This is a genomic window from Acidimicrobiales bacterium (assembly GCA_035546775.1).
GTDB lineage: Bacteria > Actinomycetota > Acidimicrobiia > Acidimicrobiales > JACCXE01 > JACCXE01.
In genome coordinates, this window is sequence record DASZWD010000054.1 from 79,944 (window position 1) to 98,145 (window position 18,202).

15 protein-coding genes are annotated in these 18,202 nt (G+C 67.1%); 8 read left to right on the forward strand and 7 right to left on the reverse strand.

Going from position 1 to position 18,202, the window contains the following annotated elements:
• Nucleotides 1-8 precede the first annotated feature (8 nt).
• Complete coding sequence (locus VHC63_13545) at nucleotides 9-458, forward strand: hypothetical protein (protein HVV37628.1); 450 nt, start codon at nucleotides 9-11, stop codon at nucleotides 456-458.
• On the opposite strand, the gene VHC63_13550 is transcribed toward VHC63_13545, so the two are convergent.
• The 6 genes from VHC63_13550 to VHC63_13575 all read right to left on the reverse strand — a co-directional run bounded on the left by VHC63_13550 (nucleotide 455) and on the right by VHC63_13575 (nucleotide 4,170).
• Nucleotides 455-607 (reverse strand): ribbon-helix-helix protein, CopG family, encoded by a 153-nt coding sequence (locus tag VHC63_13550; GenBank protein ID HVV37629.1) that lies wholly within the window; start codon nucleotides 605-607, stop codon nucleotides 455-457. The two genes, VHC63_13545 and VHC63_13550, sit on opposite strands and share 4 nt — an antisense overlap.
• 40 nt (nucleotides 608-647) lie before the next feature.
• Entirely contained in the window at nucleotides 648-1,007 is a 360-nt protein-coding gene (locus tag VHC63_13555) for a hypothetical protein (GenBank protein HVV37630.1), read from the reverse strand.
• Nucleotides 1,000-1,629 (reverse strand): hypothetical protein, encoded by a 630-nt coding sequence (locus tag VHC63_13560; protein HVV37631.1) that lies wholly within the window; start codon nucleotides 1,627-1,629, stop codon nucleotides 1,000-1,002. Before VHC63_13560 ends, VHC63_13555 begins: the two co-directional genes overlap by 8 nt.
• Nucleotides 1,629-2,417: a TIGR04255 family protein gene (locus tag VHC63_13565; GenBank protein HVV37632.1), complete on the reverse strand. Its 789-nt coding sequence runs from the start codon at nucleotides 2,415-2,417 to the stop codon at nucleotides 1,629-1,631. The genes VHC63_13560 and VHC63_13565 overlap by 1 nt, the downstream gene beginning before the upstream one ends.
• A gap of 73 nt (nucleotides 2,418-2,490) precedes the next feature.
• The gene (locus VHC63_13570) at nucleotides 2,491-3,873 is read right to left on the reverse strand and encodes a recombinase family protein (GenBank protein HVV37633.1); all 1,383 of its coding nucleotides are present in this window, start codon (nucleotides 3,871-3,873) and stop codon (nucleotides 2,491-2,493) included.
• A gap of 15 nt (nucleotides 3,874-3,888) precedes the next feature.
• Entirely contained in the window at nucleotides 3,889-4,170 is a 282-nt protein-coding gene (locus VHC63_13575) for a hypothetical protein (protein ID HVV37634.1), read from the reverse strand.
• Between the two features lie 15 nt (nucleotides 4,171-4,185).
• On the opposite strand from VHC63_13575, the gene VHC63_13580 reads away from it, so the two are divergent.
• The 7 genes from VHC63_13580 (at nucleotide 4,186) to VHC63_13610 (ending at nucleotide 16,224) form a co-directional block, all read left to right on the forward strand.
• Nucleotides 4,186-5,892 (forward strand): hypothetical protein, encoded by a 1,707-nt coding sequence (locus VHC63_13580; GenBank protein HVV37635.1) that lies wholly within the window; start codon nucleotides 4,186-4,188, stop codon nucleotides 5,890-5,892.
• Nucleotides 5,893-5,910: 18 nt separating this feature from the next.
• Complete coding sequence (locus VHC63_13585; protein ID HVV37636.1) at nucleotides 5,911-7,269, forward strand: hypothetical protein; 1,359 nt, start codon at nucleotides 5,911-5,913, stop codon at nucleotides 7,267-7,269.
• Nucleotides 7,270-7,331: 62 nt separating this feature from the next.
• Nucleotides 7,332-8,126 (forward strand): peptidylprolyl isomerase, encoded by a 795-nt coding sequence (locus tag VHC63_13590; protein HVV37637.1) that lies wholly within the window; start codon nucleotides 7,332-7,334, stop codon nucleotides 8,124-8,126.
• Between the two features lie 444 nt (nucleotides 8,127-8,570).
• Nucleotides 8,571-13,985 carry an LPXTG cell wall anchor domain-containing protein gene (locus VHC63_13595; GenBank protein HVV37638.1) on the forward strand — a complete coding sequence of 1,805 codons (5,415 nt, stop codon included), beginning with the start codon at nucleotides 8,571-8,573 and terminating at the stop codon, nucleotides 13,983-13,985.
• A 94-nt stretch (nucleotides 13,986-14,079) separates the two neighbouring features.
• Complete coding sequence (locus tag VHC63_13600; protein ID HVV37639.1) at nucleotides 14,080-15,063, forward strand: phytanoyl-CoA dioxygenase family protein; 984 nt, start codon at nucleotides 14,080-14,082, stop codon at nucleotides 15,061-15,063.
• 32 nt (nucleotides 15,064-15,095) lie between these two features.
• Nucleotides 15,096-15,824 carry an HAD family hydrolase gene (locus VHC63_13605; protein HVV37640.1) on the forward strand — a complete coding sequence of 243 codons (729 nt, stop codon included), beginning with the start codon at nucleotides 15,096-15,098 and terminating at the stop codon, nucleotides 15,822-15,824.
• Between the two features lie 43 nt (nucleotides 15,825-15,867).
• Entirely contained in the window at nucleotides 15,868-16,224 is a 357-nt protein-coding gene (locus tag VHC63_13610) for a hypothetical protein (protein HVV37641.1), read from the forward strand.
• Here VHC63_13610 and VHC63_13615 read toward each other — a convergent pair.
• A complete protein-coding gene (locus VHC63_13615; protein ID HVV37642.1) occupies nucleotides 16,221-18,083 on the reverse strand; it encodes an ABC transporter ATP-binding protein in 1,863 nt (620 codons plus the stop codon). The two genes, VHC63_13610 and VHC63_13615, sit on opposite strands and share 4 nt — an antisense overlap.
• Between the last annotated feature and the right edge of the window lie 119 nt (nucleotides 18,084-18,202).

Here is an 18,202-nt window from a genome sequence, read left to right on the forward strand (position 1 = left end):
ATCTTGAGGTGGCAGGAGCAGCACGCCGGCACGGCTGGGATCCGTGGCGAGAGCTACGGCAGCGAGATCATCTTGTGCTCGGCATCGAGCAGCTGCCCGACGTGGTCGGCGGTGGCGTGTACTGGCCGCGCGGCGATCGGGCTGCCGTGCTGATCGACAAGCGGCTGACGCGGCTTGAGCGGCTCGAGGCCGTCGCGCACGAGCTCGTGCACGACGAGCACGGAGGCGGCTGTGACTGCGAGGGCATGCCCGACACCTGGACGGTCGTGGCCGAGCGCGCCGAGGCCCGGGTGCACAACGAGGTGGCGCGCCGCCTGGTCCCGCTCGACCAACTCGCCGCGATGCGGGCGATCGCCGAGGTCAATCAGCTCACACTCGACTCCTGGCATGTGGCCGAGCACTTCGACGTGCCCGAACGCGTCGCCGCCCGCGCGATGCGGCTCCTCGACGTCGACTAAATCGCCGCTGCGTCAGCGCCGCTGGTGTCGGTGAGGTACTTGCGCAACGCGAGACGGATGATCGCGGCCATCGGCCGGTCCTCGGCCTCCGAGCAGTCGTTGAGTTCGTCGACGAGGTCCGCGGGAAGTCGGACGAGTTCCCGGGTCAAGTTTCCGGCGAAATCGCGACGGTGGCGATGGAAGATCGAGTCAGGTGAGGATCGTGCTCGCCGTGCGCCACTCGCGGGCCATCTTGCGCGGCTTGTTGCCGGTCACGAGGCTGTGGGCGACGTTGTCCGGCTGCGGGTCGTGAGCAACTACTTGGCCGTGGGTATGGCGGGCGTATCCCGCTGAGAACTGCGCGACAGCTACGCCCCCGGCGTCGCGATGCATCGTTTCGTGGTAGTCGCCGGACTGGACGAGGCGGGCGGCGTCGACGGACATCGATGGGTCGATGAAAGCGGCGCTGCTGGGCCCATACACGCCGTCGGTGTCGGGGATCCAGTGATCGGAGTGGATCCGACGCCAGAGCAGGTCGTCGTCGTCGATCGGTTCGACCGGGCTAGGCACCTTGCGTGAGGAACCTGCGCACTTCGTCGCCGAGCCACCTGGCGTCGTCGTAGGTCGTCACGATGCGCTCGACTTCGGCGCCGCCGACAGCGACAACCGCGTGCGCGTGATCGTGTGCCGACACCTCAAGCTCGATCGCGTCGTCGCCGCGAATCCACTCGATCAGAACGCCGCCATCGGCGAGCGGCACGAGATTGATGTCCGGGCCGTCATAGTCGAGCTCGTCGACGATCTTGGTGGCGTGCGCGACAGCGTTGATGTGCACGCGCTCCTCGCCGCTGCTGTTCCAATTCGCTGGGAGGTCAAGAAGGTGTTCGATGCGGTCACGCCACGCCCGCACCCACGGGCGCCGGGTGTGCATCGCGAGCACGAGTTGATCGACAGACTGATGTTCGTCGATCACCGACATCGTGCTGGGAAGGCGCGACCCACGCATGGTGTAGATCGCCGAGGTGAGCGCATCGCCGCCAGCGGCGTGACCTACGAAGATGGTCGGTGTCGCGACGACCCATCCGGGCGTTGCGATCTCGAGGCGGTACTCGCTGCTGCGGAAGTGGACGTTACGGGCGCGAGCGAAGTCGAGCCGTACGCCGAGTTGGTGGGAAGCTGTTTGTGAGGGCATCAGGTCTCTCTTCCCCAAGCCTTGTGCATCTTTGGAGTGGTGAACGAAGTGAACCCTCGCACGATCCAATCGTGTGCGACGTCCAAAAAGTTAGCTAGTTCGCTGGGGTCGGACGTGGAAGGCCAGCCGCGTGCGATGAGGCGGATCAGCGTGGCGTCGGTGTCGGTGTCTCGGCGGCGTGCTGGCGTCATGTCGATGGTCAGCACACCGAGATCGTCGGGAAGGTCGTATTCGGCGCCAATGCGAAGCGAAGATGGCCGCGGCAGGAAGGCATCGCTGTACCGGCCGGACCATGGCGCTACGAGATCTCGGGCGCGTGGCGCGGGGTCGACGGGGTTGACGTAAGTCACTTCGAAAATGTTCGGAACAATCGGCGCGTTCAGCCCCGCGGCAAGGTCGCACACCTGACTGAAGACGTTGTCCCACGTCGGCCGGATCGAGTCGAATGACGGGTAGCCCTGGGAGTCGTCGAGCCGGCGCCAGTTCAGCGCGACACGATCGTGTTGAAGCTGGATGAGGTGTACCTCGTCCTCATCCTGCAGCCAGATGCGCGGACCGATCGGCGCGTTACTGATCTGTAGCTGCAGTTGCGCCTCGTCGGCGCGGCGAGTGGGCATCGGGCCGAGCGGCGGCTGCTCGGAGACGTTCAGAAACCCTGTGAGGTTCGCTAGCTCCGTGGCGATGGTGACGAGCTGCATCGTCGTTGGGAGCGGCGCGAACTGCACAGCGATAGCCACCTCGTTGACGGGTGGATCGATGTACGTGGGCTTGGGCGAGGGCTTCGTCACGTCAATGTGATTTCCACACATTCACCGTACAGGCACACGGCTGCTACTCCGTTGTCACGGCTCGCTGCGGTGGTCATCGCCAGAAGATCTCGACGCGGTCGCGCAGCACTCGGGGCCCGCGCAGGCCCGGGCCGATCACGATCCGGTCGATGAGTGCCGAGAAGATGGCGTGGCGTTGCGGGTCCGACAGGTCCGGCCACGCGGCGCGCAACGCGCCGGGCCGGCCTCGGAAGGGGATGAGCGCGCCGGCAGCGGTGAGCGTCTCGCCGGCCGCGGCCTGCGCCGCCTCGAGCCGTTCCTGCACCTTGGCGCGGGCCACCTTCCATTCGCCCATCGAGATCACCCGATCCGCGTACGCCGTGGCGAGCTCGGCGAGCTGCGCCTCAGCGTCGCGCATGTCCTCGGCGGCAGCGCGCGGCCGCTTCGGCGCATGCGCCGCGAGGTCCGACTTGTCAGTCCACAACAGAACGGCCTCGGTGACGATGTCGACCACGTCCTCGCGGTTGATCGTCACGCAGCCGGCCTCTGACGCGCCACGACACCGAAGCCGCGACTTTCCCTTGCGCGACTCGCCGGCGTAGAGCGGCCCGCCGCAGCCGGCACACACGACGATGCCGTTGAGGACGTGCGCCGGGCTCGTGCGCTTCGGCTTCGACTGACGGAAGGCGAGCACGGCGCGGGCGTTCGCGACGTCGTCCGGCGTGACAATCGCCGGCCACGTGCCCGCGATCAGCTTGCCGCGGTAGGCACGCTGTCCGGCGATCACCGGACGCGTCAGGATCGACTGCAGCGTGCCCGACCGGGTCCAAGTCCCGCCGGCGACGGTGGGCACGCCGCGGGCCTGCAGATCACGCGAGAGCGAATACAGCGACTCACCGGCGAGGAACCGGCCCATCATCTCCCGAACGATCGCCGCTTCGGCCTCATCGATGACGTAGGAGTACTTGCCGTCGACGCCGGCGACACGCTGATAGCCGAACGGCCGCGACCCGCCGATGTGCGGCTTGCCGGCCTCGGCGAGCTCCTCGACCTTGCGGCGAATTCGTTCGGACTTGTGCTCCGACTCGCCGCGCGCCACGGCGCCGATCACTCGGGCCGTCGTGCGTCCCGCCGGCGTCGACAAGTCATAGTGGCCAGCGGTAACCGTCACCACGGCGCAGCCCGCGGCCTCGATCAGATCGATGAAGTCCTCGAGCTCGCGAGGGGAGCGATGCAGGCGATCCGGATGCCACGCCACGACACGATCGACCGCGCCCGCCTTGATGTCGTCGAGCATCCGCAGATACGCCGGCCGGCGCTTCCCCGAGAACGCCGACACGTCGTTGTCCTCGTAGATCGACACCGGCGACCACCCGTTACTCGAGCACAACTTCTCGCAATCGACCCGCTGACGCTCGACACCGAGCCTCGCGAGGTCCGCGTCCCGACTGATCCGCACATACACCGCCGTCGCCATGCCGAAGTACGGTACTTAGACGGTGTAGCGGGCCTGTCGCGGCTGCCGCACTGTGTTGGCGCGGTCAGCGACCGCGACGCGACCGAAGTCGATCGCGCCATCGCGGCTATCGGCCGGGAGCTGGCACGTCGCGACGACGCATTTGCCGCTGCGGGTGCCACCGATCGCGACGACTTCGTCGCCAAGACCGGCGCGGTCATGCCGCACCTTGTCGTGATCGCCGACGAGTTCGGGCAGTTCCGGAGGGAGGACGGTACGGGCACGCGGGTCGCCGCGCTGTTGCGGATCGCGGCGCAAGGTCGGTCCAAGGGGGTGCACCTCGTGCTCGCCACCCAATCGCCGAGCATCGACGTCACTGCCGACATCCGCCAGAACGTCGGCGTGCGCTTGTGCTTGCGCGTCGCTGAGCCAGCCGAGAGCGTTGCCGTGCTGGGCACGACCGACGCCCTGGCGCTGGCCCAGCCGGGCCGCGTCGTGCTCGCCGACGGCGAGCGCACGCGCATCGCCCAAGTGGCGCTCAGCCGCGGCCCGGTCCTGATCAACGACGCGGCGGACCATCCGGTGGTCGTGCGTGACCTCGTCGACGTGGCCGCCGGCCGCGCTGCTCCGAGCCCGGCGTTGCCGACGGAGCTGTTCGACGCCATCGTCGATGCGATCACGATCGCGGCGACCACCGAGGGTCTCACCGCCTCTCCGTTACTCGGAGCACCGTTGCCGGCGTTGGTCGAGCGCGCCGACCTCGCCGGCGCCGATCGTTCCTGGGCCGTGGGCGGGTACGTCGTCGCCCAGCGCGATCGTCCGGGCGTGCCCGCACCGGCGCCCGTCGTATTCGACCCGCACCGGCACGGGTCACTCACGATCGTCGGCGGCCCCCGGTCGGGCCGCACGACCACGCTGCTCACGCTCGCCGAAGCGGTACGCGACCAGGCCGACGCGCAGCATCCGGCCGTCGTGCACGCGGTGGATTGGGCTGGCGGCCTCGGCGTCCTCGCCGGTGCCGCCGCCGACGCCGGCGTGGTGGCCTACCGCGACTTCGACCATCTGCGCCGCACCCTGACCTGGCTTCAAGGCGAGGGCACTCCCGGGGTCGCCCGGATCGTGCTCATCGACCGCTATGACGCGTTGTTGCGTGACGTGCGGGACGTCGACGCCATTCTCGCCACCGAACTCGCCGATCTGCTGCAAAGCGGCCCGCGCCGGGGCGTGTTCCCAGCCGTCACCGTCGACCCCATGTCTCTCGTCGGTGGCGCCGCCCACCTCGGCGGCATGCGCCTGGTGCTGCCCGTCGACGACCCGTCCGTTGCGACCGCCGCCGGCCTGCCCCGCCGCAGTTTCGCCCTGCCGGGCCGTGCGATCGCGCTGCCCGACGGCGACGACGCGCAGATCGGCGTGCCGCGCCCACCCGCGGCCGGGGCCCAGACCGCGGTCGGCCACGTCGCTCCGCTGCCGCGCCAGGTCGACGCCGAGGCCTTCGCTGCTCTCACCGGTGAGACCGCGCTCGTGGGCCTCGGCGGTCTCGACGTGCTCGGACCCGTCGTCGTGGACTTCGACCGCGCCGGGCCGTGCGTCGTCGTCATCGGTCGCAGCGGGAGCGGGCGTTCGACGGCGTTGGCGACGATCGCCGGCACCTATGCCGGAAGCCGCCAAGTCGTGCGGGCGACGGCGCACGAGCCGTGGACGCCGGGCGAATCGCCGTCGCTCGTGATCGTCGACGACGCCGCTCGCGCGGCGTGGGTCGCGGACCCGGACCTGCCGGAAGCCCTGCGCGCCGGGCGCCACGTGCTCGTAGCCGCCTTCGATCAGGCCGACCTTCAATCGCTCAGCTTCGGCCACTGGCTGGTGCGCCGACCCTGCCCCGGCCTGCTGCTCGCCCTCGACGCCACCACCGACCGGATCGTCGCCGGCGAACGGGTCGGGTTCCACCCGCCCGCCGAATTGCGCGCCGGTCCGCCCGGGCGCGGCTGGTGGTGCGAACGCGGCCGCGGAATTCCCGTCCAGGTCGCTGACACCACCCGGTAGCGCGGATACGTTCCAAGGGTGCGGTGGAAGCAGGCGGCGGCAGCGGCTGCGGGGCTGCTTGCTGCCGTCGGGCTGAACGCCCACAAGGCCGCGGCGGACGACGCCGCCGACGCCCCGCCCGCCGACACGCCGGCGTCGACCACCACCACGTCGACGACGGTGGCTCCCGTGGAGCCCCCCGAGCAGCACAGCCCGCTCGACGAGCAGCGCCAGGCCCGCTTCGCCGCGGCCGCGGCGGCCGCGGCCGCGGCGGACCAGATGCCGGCCGGGTCGGGGCCCGTCCACACCGGGCGGCCCAAGCCCGCACCTGCTCCCACGCCCGCGACGCCCGACCCGGTGGTCACCGCCGGCGACGCGTCGGATTCAGGCTCGCAACTCCTCGCCGACGACCTCGTCGCCCTGGCGCGTCCTTTCCGAGCGGCAGCCGCCGGCGCGCCCGCTGCGACCGGCGCGCCGCGCCGGCTTATCCCCAGGGCGGCGGCCGACACCGCGCCGGCAACGCCGCTCGAGGCGACCCCGGCCGACGGCCCGGCGGGCAAGCCGCCGACGCCGGCCAATGCCCCCGGGCTCAACGCCACGGTCGTGGCGACGCCCGCCGTGCCCAAGGCCACCCCGCCGGCCGCCGTCGAGCCGCCCACGAGCGACGACGCCTGGTACCCGGCGTGGGTGACAGACGAGGCCGATCAACGGATCGCTGACAGATGGCGCACGTCCCCGGTCCGGGGCCCACCGCCGACGGTCGCGACCGCACTCGGTAACGACGCCCGCAACACGACCACGCAGGTTGCGGTTGTCCACGACCAGTCGGGTCACACCACGGTGTCTGTTTCGTCCCAGACGGCCACGGTCCACAACGTGGGCGTCGCCACAGCGGACAGCTCGGCCGGGGGTGACGCCACGGCGAGGGGCAACCGTTCCGCCACCGACATTCTCCAGGTGAGCGTGATCGAGCAGCGGGGGAGTGGGTCGGCAACCGTCGAACAGTCGGCCACCGTCGACAACGTCGGTACGGCGAGCGCCACATCGGCTGGCGCTGTCGACGCCGCCGCTTTCGGCAACGACTCGCAGACGAATGTCACCCAGATCGCCGTCGTGTTCGTCGAGGGCTCCGGTGACGCCCACGTGGCGCAGTCGACCGACATCGACAACGTCGGCGTGGCCACGGCCGAGGGCACCGACCACAGCGCCACGGCGATCGGCAACCAGTCGAGCACCGGCGTCACCCAGATCGCCGTTGTGCACGTGCGCAACGAGGACGTGAACGTCGGGCAGACCCAGACCACCAGCAACATCGGGATCGCAACCGCCACCGGCGGCACGGCGATCGGCAACAGCGCAACAAACACCACGACCCAAGTGGCCAAGGTGAATCGGTAGAGCGATTGCGGGAGCGGACCAATACGGTCCGCTCCCGGCGCGTCCAAGTACTTTTTGCGCCGATGCCGAACTCACGGTCGCGGAGGAACAACCCGTCGAAGCAGGAGCGCGCCGCCCTCCAGTCGGCGGCCCGCCAGGCGAACCAGAACCGCAAGCAGCGCCGCGGGCTGGGCTATGCCGTCGCCATCGCCTTGGTGGCGATCCTGTTCACCTTCGGCGTCCTCGGCCAGAACCTCAACGGCCGCGGCAAGAAGTCGACGGCGACCACCACGCCGGACCAGAACATCGCGGGCAAGCCGCCGTGCCCCAAGCTCGACGGCAGCTCGAAGCGCCAGCTGATCTTCGACACCGCCCCCGGGCCCTGCGTCGACAAGAACAAGGTCTACGACGCGGTGATCCAGACGACGGCGGGCACCCTGACCGTCGAGATCTACCCGGCCCGGGCCTACAACGCGGCGAACAACTTCATCTTCTTGGCGCTGTACCACTTCTACGACGGGCTGCCCTTCCACCGGGTGCTGCGCGACACGTTCGTCCAAACCGGCGATCCGGTGGCCCCCGGCATCACCAGCGCCGGCTACGAGTTTCCCGACGACGGCCTGCCCGCCTCCTCGAGCCAGTACGTGAAGGGCGCCATGCTCTTCGCCCACGAGGCGGCCGACGCCAACGGCAGCCAGATCCTCATCATCAGCGGGCCGGGCGGCGCCTCGCTCAATCCGACCTTCCCGCTGTTCGGTCAGGTCAAGAAGGGCTTCGGCGTGCTCGACAAGATCAACGCCGGCGCCAGCAACAACGTCAACATGCCGACGCTGCGCTACTCGATCGTGACCGTCGAGGTGCACGAGCACAAAGGGTGACGAAATCCCTCGTCAGCGCCACAGAGAGCAAACCCTCAACCTGATCTAGACCCTTGGTTGAGGGTTTTTCCCCGGCGTACTGACGCGTTTCAGCGCCTTTCACGCCTCCCAAATGTTTGACGCGGGCGTGGCCCGCCAGTAAACCTGCGGGTGCCGACGTGCGACCTCTCTGTGCAGCAGAGGCGACGTGGGGCGAGGCGAACAACACGCTTCCCCTTCCGATGACAGTGCATCGGGCACCCCGTACCAAACGCCGAGGCGTCTTCGTCGCGGCGTGCTTCACCCAGCAACACAAAGCAACACCCAGCAGTACCCGCAGTAACCAGCAGTACCTACCTATCCAACAAACGAGAAAACACGAAAGGAGGTGAGAAATTGGTTACGAGCAAAGAGAGGACTGGCTCCAAGTACGGTGCCATTGCCCTTCTGTTTTCCTCCGCGGTCATGCTGTTTGTCCTGATGTTTGGCGGGGTTGCGCACGCTGATGAAGCGGCGACAACTGCCAACGCAGGTGCAGCAGGAGCGAATACTGGCGGAAACACGGCAGGTGGCAATGGTTCGAACAACGGAGCCACCAGCAACCAGGCAGCTGCCAGTACTTCTGGCGGCGATGATGCTGTCGCGCCCAACTCTGCGAATTCGGGTAACTCGTCGAACGGTTCCGCCAGCATTACGACTGGCAACGCCAACTCGACGGGCAACTCGGCCACGAACAACGTGTCGCAGACGACGGTGCAGGGTCACAACGGTGTCGTCTCCATTACCGACCAGAACGCGACTGTTGTCAACATTGGCATCGCAGGCGCGAACACGGGCGGTAATACGGCAGTCGGCAACGGTTCCGTGAACAACAGCAATGCCACGCAGAACGCGACCGCTACTGGCGGAAACGGTGATGCGGTTGCCACAAACGATGCGACGGTTCACAACGACTCCGGCGGCGACGCCCGTATTTCTACGGGTGACGCGTCTGCTACAGGGTCGACGTCGAACAACACCATCAATCAGTCGAATTCCATCGACTGTCCCAACTGCCTCGGTGTGGTCGCCCTGGGCGATCAGAACGCCACCATTGTGAACGTCGGCATCGCCGGCGCGAACACTGGCGGTAACGCCGCGGTTGGTAACGGCTCCACGAACGTCGCCAACGCCAATCAGGCGTCGGCAGTGACGAACGCTGGAACCGGCGATTCGGTCGCCAGCAACACCGGCACCGCGTCGACCAACTCCAACGGCACGGCCGGCATTATGACCGGCGACGCCAATGCAGTGGGCAACGTGGCTACCAACAGCGTCACGCAGATCCGGAACATCGATGCACCTGGCGCCATGGGCGTCATCGTGCTAGGTGACCAGAACGCGACGACCGTGAATGCGGGAGCGGCATTCGCCAACACTGGCCTGAACACTGCGGTCGGTAACGGCGCTACTTCGACGTCGAACGCCGTCCAAGGTGCAGTTGCTGGTGCAGGTCCACCGGCTGACGACGCTGTCGCTTCGAACGACGGCACCGCCAGCACCAACAGCAACGGCTCCGCCAGCATCAACACTGGCGCCGCCAGCGCTACCGGTAATCGCTCTACTACCAATCTCACCCAGGCGCTCAACGTGAACACGACCGGCCATGTGCTTGTCCTCACGGATCAGAACGCCAACGTCTTCAACCTCGGTCTCGCTGTGGCGAACACCGGCGGCAACATTGGCGTGGGCAATGCCTCCACCAACGTTGCGGCTGTCGCTCAGACTGCGGCCGACACCAACGCTGGAGCGAACAACGGCGACACCGTCGCTGCGAACTTCGGCACCGCTACCGATCCGTCCAACGGTTCGGCTTCCATCACGACTGGTGCGGCTTCCGCCACTGGCAATGACTCCACGACGAACGTCTCTCAGGCGATCAACGCGAACTCGACGGGTGGCCTCGTGCTGCCTGATCAGACCGCGCTCGTGGTCAATGCCGGTATCGGTATCGCCAACACCGGTCTCAACCTTGCCGTGGGTAACGGCTCGGTGAACGTCGCTGCCGCTGCTCAGGCCGCAACCGTGGTCAACAACGGCGACGACTCTGTTGCATCCAACTTCGGTGATGCCACGACGACGAGCAACGGCTCGGCGTCGGTCACCACCGGCTCTGCCGACTCGCTCGGCAACTCGGGCAGCACCAACGTCGCTCAGGCCGTCAACACCAATGGTGCTGACATCGTCCTGGCCGACCAGACCGCTGCCGTCATCAACTTCGGCCTCGGTGTGTCCAACACTGGCCTCAACGCTGCTATTGGCAATGCCTCTATCAACGTTGCTGCCACGGCACAGACCGCGACCGTCAATCCGGCTCAGTCGGATGCAGTTGCAAGCAACTTCGGCGATGCCGCCACCAACAGTGACGGTTCCGCCAGCATCACCACCGGCAATGCCACCTCCGTGGGCAGCGCCGCCGACTCGACCTTTGCGCAGACCGCGAACGCCAATGGCGCCAACGGCTTCCTGCTCACGGATCAGACGGCGATCGCGGCCAACATCGGCCTTGGCTTTGCCAACACCGGCCTGAACCTGGCTATCGGCAACGTCGCGATTTCGGTCGCCGCTGTCGGTCAGCTCGCTCAGGTCCTCTTCGGTGGTACCGACGACGCAGTGGCGGCGAACTTCGGTTCGACGAAGACGGAGAGCAATGGCTCCTCGTCGATCACCACCGGCGCCGGCTCTGCCGTGGGCAGCCGTTCGACCACGAACGTTGCCCAGGCCGCCAACATCGACGGTGCGGGTTTCTCGCTCCCCGATCAGACGGCTGTCGCAGTGAGCGTCGGCGTTGGCGTTGCCAACACCGGCGGCAACATCGCAGTGGGGAACGCGTCCCTGAACGTTGCGGCTGCTGGCCAGACGGCTCAGCTGCCGAACAGCAACTTCCCGAACGCGGGTGACCTCGTTGCGAGCAACGACGGCACGGCCACGACTTCGTCGAACGGCAATGCCAACATCGTCACCGGCGCCGCCAGCGCCATCGGCAATGACAGTGCAAGCACCACGAACATTTCGCAGGCTGCCAACAGCAATGGTGGCAACTTCCTGCTGAGTGATCAGAATGCGACCGTTGTCAACGTCGGTATCGCGGCTGCGAACTCTGGTGGCAACATCGCTGTCGGCAACGCTTCGCTGAACGTCGCCGCCAGTGCACAAACCGCCGGCATCCGGGAAACCGGCGCCGGCAGCATCAACGCGGGCGATCTCGTTACTTCTAACGACTCGACCGTGAGCACCACCTCGGGCGGCAATGCGAGCATCACCACTGGTGCGAGCACGGCCACCGGCAATGCCGCGACCACCAACGTTTCGCAGTCGGCGAATCATGACGGGACGGGTTTCTCCCTGCCTGATCAGACCGCCAATGTGACCAACGTCGGTATCGCGGTTTCCAACAGCGGCCTGAATGCGGCCGTCGGTAACGCTTCGATCAACGTGGCTGCCACTGGGCAGAACGCCGCGATCCGCGAAACCGGCGCTGGCAGCATCCGCGCCGACGACCTGGTGGCGTCGAACAATGCCACCACCAGCACTGACTCCAACGGTTCGGCGAGCGTCACCACCGGTGCCGCCACCGCCACGGGGTCGACGTCGACCACGACGGTCAACCAGGCTTCCAATACCAACATCACCGGTAATGGTTTCGCCCTGAACGACCAGACGGCCAACGTCACCAACATCGGCGTCGGTGTGGCCAACTCCGGCCTCAACGCCGCCGTTGGCAACGGCTCCATCAACGTCGCGGCCGCCGCGCAGACTGCTCACATCCGTGAATCGGATGCGGGCAGCATTCGCGCCGGCGACCTCGCCGTGGTGAACGATGCCAGCAACACCAACAACAGCAACGGCAGCGCCAGTGTCACCACCGGTGCTTCCACTGCGACCGGCAACATGTCGACCACGACTGTGAATCAGGCCGCCAATACCAACATCACCGGTAATGGCTTCACCCTGAACGACCAGAACGCGGGCGTCGTGAATGCTGGTGTCGGTATCGCGAACTCGGGTCTGAACCTCGCGGTCGGCAACGCCTCGGTTAATGCCAATGGCAGCAACCAGCGTGCCTTCGTGCGTGAGTCGGGCGCCGGCTCGCTTCGTGCCGACGACGTCGTCGCTAGCAACACCAGCGAGGGCGGCAACACTTCGGATGGCAATGCCAGCATCACCACTGGTGCTTCCAACGCCATCGGCAACGACGCTGGTGCTACCACCATCGTCAACCAGGCCAGCAATAGCAACATTGCCGGTTCTGGCTTCGCTCTGGTTGACCAGAACGCTCTCGTCGTCAACGTCGGTATCGGCGTGGCGAACAGCGGTCTCAACCTGGCGGTTGGCAACGCTTCGCAGAACACCGTCACCAATTCTCAGGCGGCGCGTATTCGTGAATCGGATGCCGGGAGCCTTCGCATTGCCGGCGACGCTGCCGTGGTGAATGACGCCACGCAGTGGAACCAGAGCAATGGTTCGGCTTCGGTCCACACTGGCGACGCTGTTGGCTCGGGCAACCGTTCCACCACCGTTGTCAACCAGGTGGCCAACAACAACATCGATGGTCTCGGCTTCACGGACGTGGATAACGCCACGGTCGTCGTGAACTTCGGTGTCGGCCTTGGCAACAGCGGTCTCAACGCCGCTATTGGCAATGCCTCGCAGAACACCAACATCGGCCCGCAGGCTGCCGTTATCCGTGAAACGGGTACCGGTTCGCTGAACGTGGGTGGCGATGCGGTTGCGTCCAACACGGCGCAGCTGAACAACAACTCCGACGGCAGCGCCAGCATTACGACTGGTGTCGGCTGCGGATTTGGTAACACCTCGACGACCGAGACGAACGCCACCCCGGCGGACGACTCGACGACGCTGGTGTTCAACATTGGTGTTGGCGTCGGTAACTCCGGCATCAACGCCGCCGTTGGCAATGGCTCCGTCAACACCATCACTGATGCTCAGAACGCGCGCTTCGACGAAGCGGGCGCCGGCAGCCTCAATGTTGCTGACGACGTTGTCGCCGCCAACACGGTCTCGTCCGCCAACAAGTCGAACGGTTCTGCGAACCTGACGACCGGTGGTGCGACGGGCTTCGGCAACACGAGCACGACCATGACGAACGGCGATTCCATCGTCGTCAATCTTGGTCTTGGCCTTGCCAACACCGGCCTCAACGTCGTTGTCGGCAATGCCTCTACCAACACCATCACCTCGACTGTCTTCGCCGGCTTCGTTCAGGCCGGCCCGGGCAGCATCAACCTTGGTGATGATGGTGTGGCGAGCAATGACATCACCGAGTCCAACGACTCGAATGGCACTGCCAACGCCACCACTGGTGATGCCTACGCGCTGGGCAATCGCTCGGCGACTGGCACCGTCGACGGCGAAGACTCGACCACTCTGAATCTCGGTCTTGCCTTCGCTAACTCCGGCCTCAATGTTGGTGCCGGTAACACTTCGGTCAACACGACGACCCACACCGCCACGGCTACGGCTCCTGGCGAAGTGGCGTCGAACGTGGCGACTCTTAGCAACACGTCGGACGGCACGGCGAATATCCACACGGGTAACGCCAACGCCTTCGGGAACATCGCATCGAATGCGACGTGTCAGGGCATCGACTTCGGGCCTACCTGCCCGCAGCCGGAGCTCCCGCCGCTGCCGCTGCCCTGCCCTTGCCCCCATCCGGGTCCTGGGCCGGTCGTTCCTCCGACGCCTGGTACCACGCCAACGCCGGTTCATCCGTCGGTGTCGTTGCCGAACACTGGTGGGTCGGTTGAAGGTCTCGCTCTGCTTGGCCTTCTGCTCCTCACCATCGGTGTCTTCCTTCGTCGGAAGGCGCGCACGGCGTAGGTGATCCCACCAACGCTGTAGGGGAGGGGGAGGTCTTCGGACCTCCCCCTCTTCGCGTCTGCCCCTCGTCGCGCTGGGGCCGTACACTGCGCGCATGGGCGTGCGGGCAAGTATCCGGCGCGGCGCGCTTACCGTCGGCCGCACCGGTCCGATGCAGCGACTGCTGCGGTTGTACGAAGACCAAGGGCTCGTGGCCCCCGCCGTGGTCGCGACGGACGACGCCGAGGCACGCGCTCGGCGCGACCTGTGGGACCGCTACCTTCCCCGGCTGCCGCAACCGACGCTCGAGGACTTGACCGAGCACCTCGACGACTCCGACTTGCCACCGCTCGACCGCGCCGGCGTAGACCCCTCGACCCTGACCGCCGACCAGCGTCAATGGTGGGAGGAGGGCTTCGTGCTGAAGGAGGGGTTCATCCCCGACGACCTCCTCGACGCCTACTGGGCCCGGCGCAGCCAGCTCGAGGACCTCGGCGGCTGGCCGCAGGGCGCGCCCTACCTGACGGTGCCCGAGGCGCTCAACCTGTCCGTGTACCGTCCCCTCGTCGATCTGCTCGGTGAACTCATCGGCGAACCGATGGCAGTGAACCTGAATCTCACGGGCATCGTGAGCACCGAACGCAACTGGCACCAGGACGACTACCTGAACTATTCGGGCACGAAGAGTTGGTACTGCGCCGTGTGGTTCGCCGTGAAGGACATCGATCCAGAAAGCGGGCCGTTCCAGTACGTGCCCGGCTCGCACCGGTGGCCCGTGGTGCGCCGCGACCGCATCCGCCTGTTCTTGCCGCCCGAGGACCGCGAGGGCAACCAGTGGCCCAAGAAGACCGAGGCGATCCTCGACCCGGTCCTGATCGAGGAGATCGCCCGCCGCGGCGCCGAGGTGCGGACCTTCCTCGGCAAGAAGGGTGACGTCCTCATCTGGCACGGTCGCCTGGTGCATCGCGGCAGTCCGCCGGCGGTGCCCGGCACGATCCGCCACAGCTTCATCGCCCACTACACCGGCATCAACCACTGGGCCAACGGCCCCAACGTCGGCCACCACCCCGACGGCGGCATGTACTTCTTAGACGCCTAGCGCCGGCGGCCTCACGTCTACTGTCGCTTCCAATGGTTGAACCCGTCGAGGCGGTGATTTTTGATTGGGGTGGGACGCTGTCGCACTGGGTGCCGCAGGCGCAGGTGCCCGAGTTCTGGCGGGCTGCGGCTGCCGCCATCGACCCGGCGCGCATCGACGACCTGGCCGCTGCGCTCATGCGGGCCGAGCACGACGTGTGGGCCCAGATCCGCGGCGCCCAACGCTCCGGCAGGATCGAGGACATCTTCGCCGCCGCCATGGCCGAGCACGACGTGGAGTTGGCCGAAGCGGAGTTCCAGCTGGCCGCGGGCAAGTACTTCGAAGCGTGGGAGCTCGAATTGCGCCACAAGGACGACGCCGTGCCCATGCTCGCCGCGCTCAAGGGGATGGGCCTCAAGACGGCGCTGCTGTCGAATACGCACTGGCCGCGGTCGTTCCACGAGGAGCTCCTCGAACGCGACGGGCTCGCCGAGTTCATCGACGAGCGCGTCTACTCCTCGGAGCTGACCCACGTGAAGCCGCACCCGATCGCGTTCCGGACGACGCTGCGCGCTCTCGACGTCCGACCGGCGCGGGCGGTATTCGTCGGCGACCGGCGTTACGACGACGTGTTCGGGGCCCAATCAGCGGGAATGCGGGCGGTGCTGGTCGTGCCGGGCCCGGAAGACGACGACTACGTCGTCAATCCCGACGCCACCATCGAGTCGCTGGCCGAGCTGGTCGCCGTGATCGACGGCTGGCTGCACCCGAGCCGCCGATGAGTGCTGTTTTGGAGCGCCGCGGCGCGGCTGGAAGGATGGGCCTATGCGCAAGATCCTCGTCGCAGTAGCGGCATTGACGATGGTGGGTGGCGCTGCCTGTGGCGGCGGCGGCTCGAAGAAGGCAACGACGACGACCCAGGCGAGCGGCACGGCCCCGGCGGCGGTCATCAAGGCTGAGGGCACGACGTGGACGCCCCAGGAAGTGACCGTCAAGGTCGGCGACGTGGTCGAGTGGGATGTCGACGGCAGCATCGTGCACGACCTGCACGGCGACGACGGCATCACGCACAAGGCCGGCTCGAAGTTCACGGTGACCCACGTCTATTCCAAGCCCGGAACGTACTCCTACCAGTGCTCCATTCATGCGGGAATGAATGGCACCGTGACGGTTACGCCCTAGTTCGTGGCGAGGCGCTCGGTCAGTTCCGCGTAGAGGCCGCCGGTCGCGATCAGTTCGCGGTGGGTGCCGCGCTGGATGATCTGGCCGGCGTCGACCACGAGGATCTGGTCGGCGTCGTGAATCGTCGAGAGGCGGTGGGCGATGACCACCGCGGTGCGCCCGACGAGGGCGTGGCTGAGCGCCTCCTGCACGAGCGCCTCGGTTTCGGCGTCGAGACTGTTGGTGGCCTCGTCGAGGATGACGATGGCCGGGTCCTTCAGCAGCAGGCGGGCGATCGCCACGCGCTGTTTCTCGCCGCCTGACAGCCGGTAGCCGCGCTCGCCCACGACGGTGTCGTAGCCGTCGGGTAGCGCGGCGATCACGTCGTGGATGCGCGCCTTGCGGCAGGCGTCGTGGAGTTGTTCGGTGGTGGCGTCGGGCGCGGCGTAGCGCAGGTTGTGCTCGACGGTGTCGTGGAACAGATGTGGGTCTTGTGTGACGACGCCGATGGCGGCGCGCAGGCTGCCGAGCGTGAGCGAGCGCACGTCGTGGCCGTCGATTTTCACAGCGCCGCCCGTCACGTCGTACAGGCGCGGGATCAGATTGCTGATCGTCGTCTTGCCCGCTCCGGACGGCCCGACGAGTGCGACGAGCTGGCCCGGCTCGGCGGTGAAGGACACGCCGTGGAGGATCTCGGCGGAGGGCTCGTCGGACAGCGGCGTCTCCCCGTCGCCCTCGAGCGACATCACCGACACCGCGGACGGTGCCGGATAGCGGAAGCGCACGTCGTGGAACGTGATCTCACCGCGACAGTTGACGAGGTCGACGGCGTCGGGCGCGTCGACGATCGGCGTCGGCGCGTCGAGAATCTCGAAGCAGCGTTCGAAGCTGACGAGGGCGCCGAGCAGGTCGACTCGCGACGACGCCAGGTCGGTCAGCGGCGAATACAGCCGCGTCACGTACAGCGACAGGGCGACGAGCGAACCGATCTTGAGCGATCCGCTGATGACGGCGCGGGCGCCGAGCCAGTACACCGCCGCGGTGCCGAGCGCGCCGGCGAGCGTGAGCGACGCGTAGTACAGCCGGCTGACCATCGCGAGCTGCACGCCCGTGTCGCGCACCGTCCCGGCGGTCTCGGCGAACATGTCGCGCTCGCTCTTGGCGCGGCCGAACAACTTGACGAGCAGCGCGCCGCTCACGTTGAAGCGCTCGGCGATCGTGGCCGACATCGTCCCTTGGAGCTGCATGCGCTGGCGGTTCATGGCCACGATGCGCGGGCTCAGCCAGCGGTCGACGGCGATGAGGATGGGGATGATCGTGAGCGACGCCAGCGTGACCTGCCACGACAGCTTCAGCATCACCACGACCACGGTCGCCAGCAGGCAGATGTCGGACCACACCGTGGCAATGGTGCCGATCGTGGCTTGAGCGCCCACCACGTCGGAGCTCATGCGGTTGAGCAGTGCGCCCGTCTGCGTGCGGGTGAAGAAGGCGAGCGGGAGTTGCTGGCCGCGTTCGAACATCGCTACCCGCAGGTCGAAGATCAGGCTCTCGCCGATGTGGGCGCCGAACCAGCGCGACAGCGACCGCAGCGCCGATTCCGCCAGCGCCAAGCCCACGGCGAGGACGAACAGCACGTTCACCTGCCGGAGGTTCTCGTGCGGGATGGCGGTGTCGATCAGCCGTTTGAACACCAGCGGCGGCGCCGCGGCCACGAAGGAGATCACGACGATCGTGGCCATGTAGAGGAAGAGCTGGACGCGGTACTTGCCGGCAAAACTCCAGGCGCGCTTCAGCGTCGCCCGGTCGACGCCGGCCGCGGCCCGGTCGCGCCGAGCCAAGCGCGCCATGCCGATGCCGTGGTAACCCGCGGGTTGCATCCGAGGTGAATGTACCGAAGCGGTGTGACCCCTCTAACCTCGCCACCGTGCGTCGGCTGTTTGTTGCCTTTGTTGTCCTCGCAGCCCTGCTCGGCGCGTGTGGGGGCAAGGACAAGACG

Coding starts and splice junctions, on each gene's coding strand:
- VHC63_13560 (HVV37631.1), bottom strand. CDS start 1,629: ATGCCCTCACAAACAGCTTCCCACCAACTCGGCGTACGGCTCGACTTC.
- VHC63_13570 (HVV37633.1), bottom strand. CDS start 3,873: ATGGCGACGGCGGTGTATGTGCGGATCAGTCGGGACGCGGACCTCGCG.
- VHC63_13590 (HVV37637.1), top strand. CDS start 7,332: ATGCCGAACTCACGGTCGCGGAGGAACAACCCGTCGAAGCAGGAGCGC.
- VHC63_13595 (HVV37638.1), top strand. CDS start 8,571: ATGCTGTTTGTCCTGATGTTTGGCGGGGTTGCGCACGCTGATGAAGCG.
- VHC63_13600 (HVV37639.1), top strand. CDS start 14,080: ATGGGCGTGCGGGCAAGTATCCGGCGCGGCGCGCTTACCGTCGGCCGC.
- VHC63_13605 (HVV37640.1), top strand. CDS start 15,096: ATGGTTGAACCCGTCGAGGCGGTGATTTTTGATTGGGGTGGGACGCTG.
- VHC63_13610 (HVV37641.1), top strand. CDS start 15,868: ATGCGCAAGATCCTCGTCGCAGTAGCGGCATTGACGATGGTGGGTGGC.
- VHC63_13615 (HVV37642.1), bottom strand. CDS start 18,083: ATGCAACCCGCGGGTTACCACGGCATCGGCATGGCGCGCTTGGCTCGG.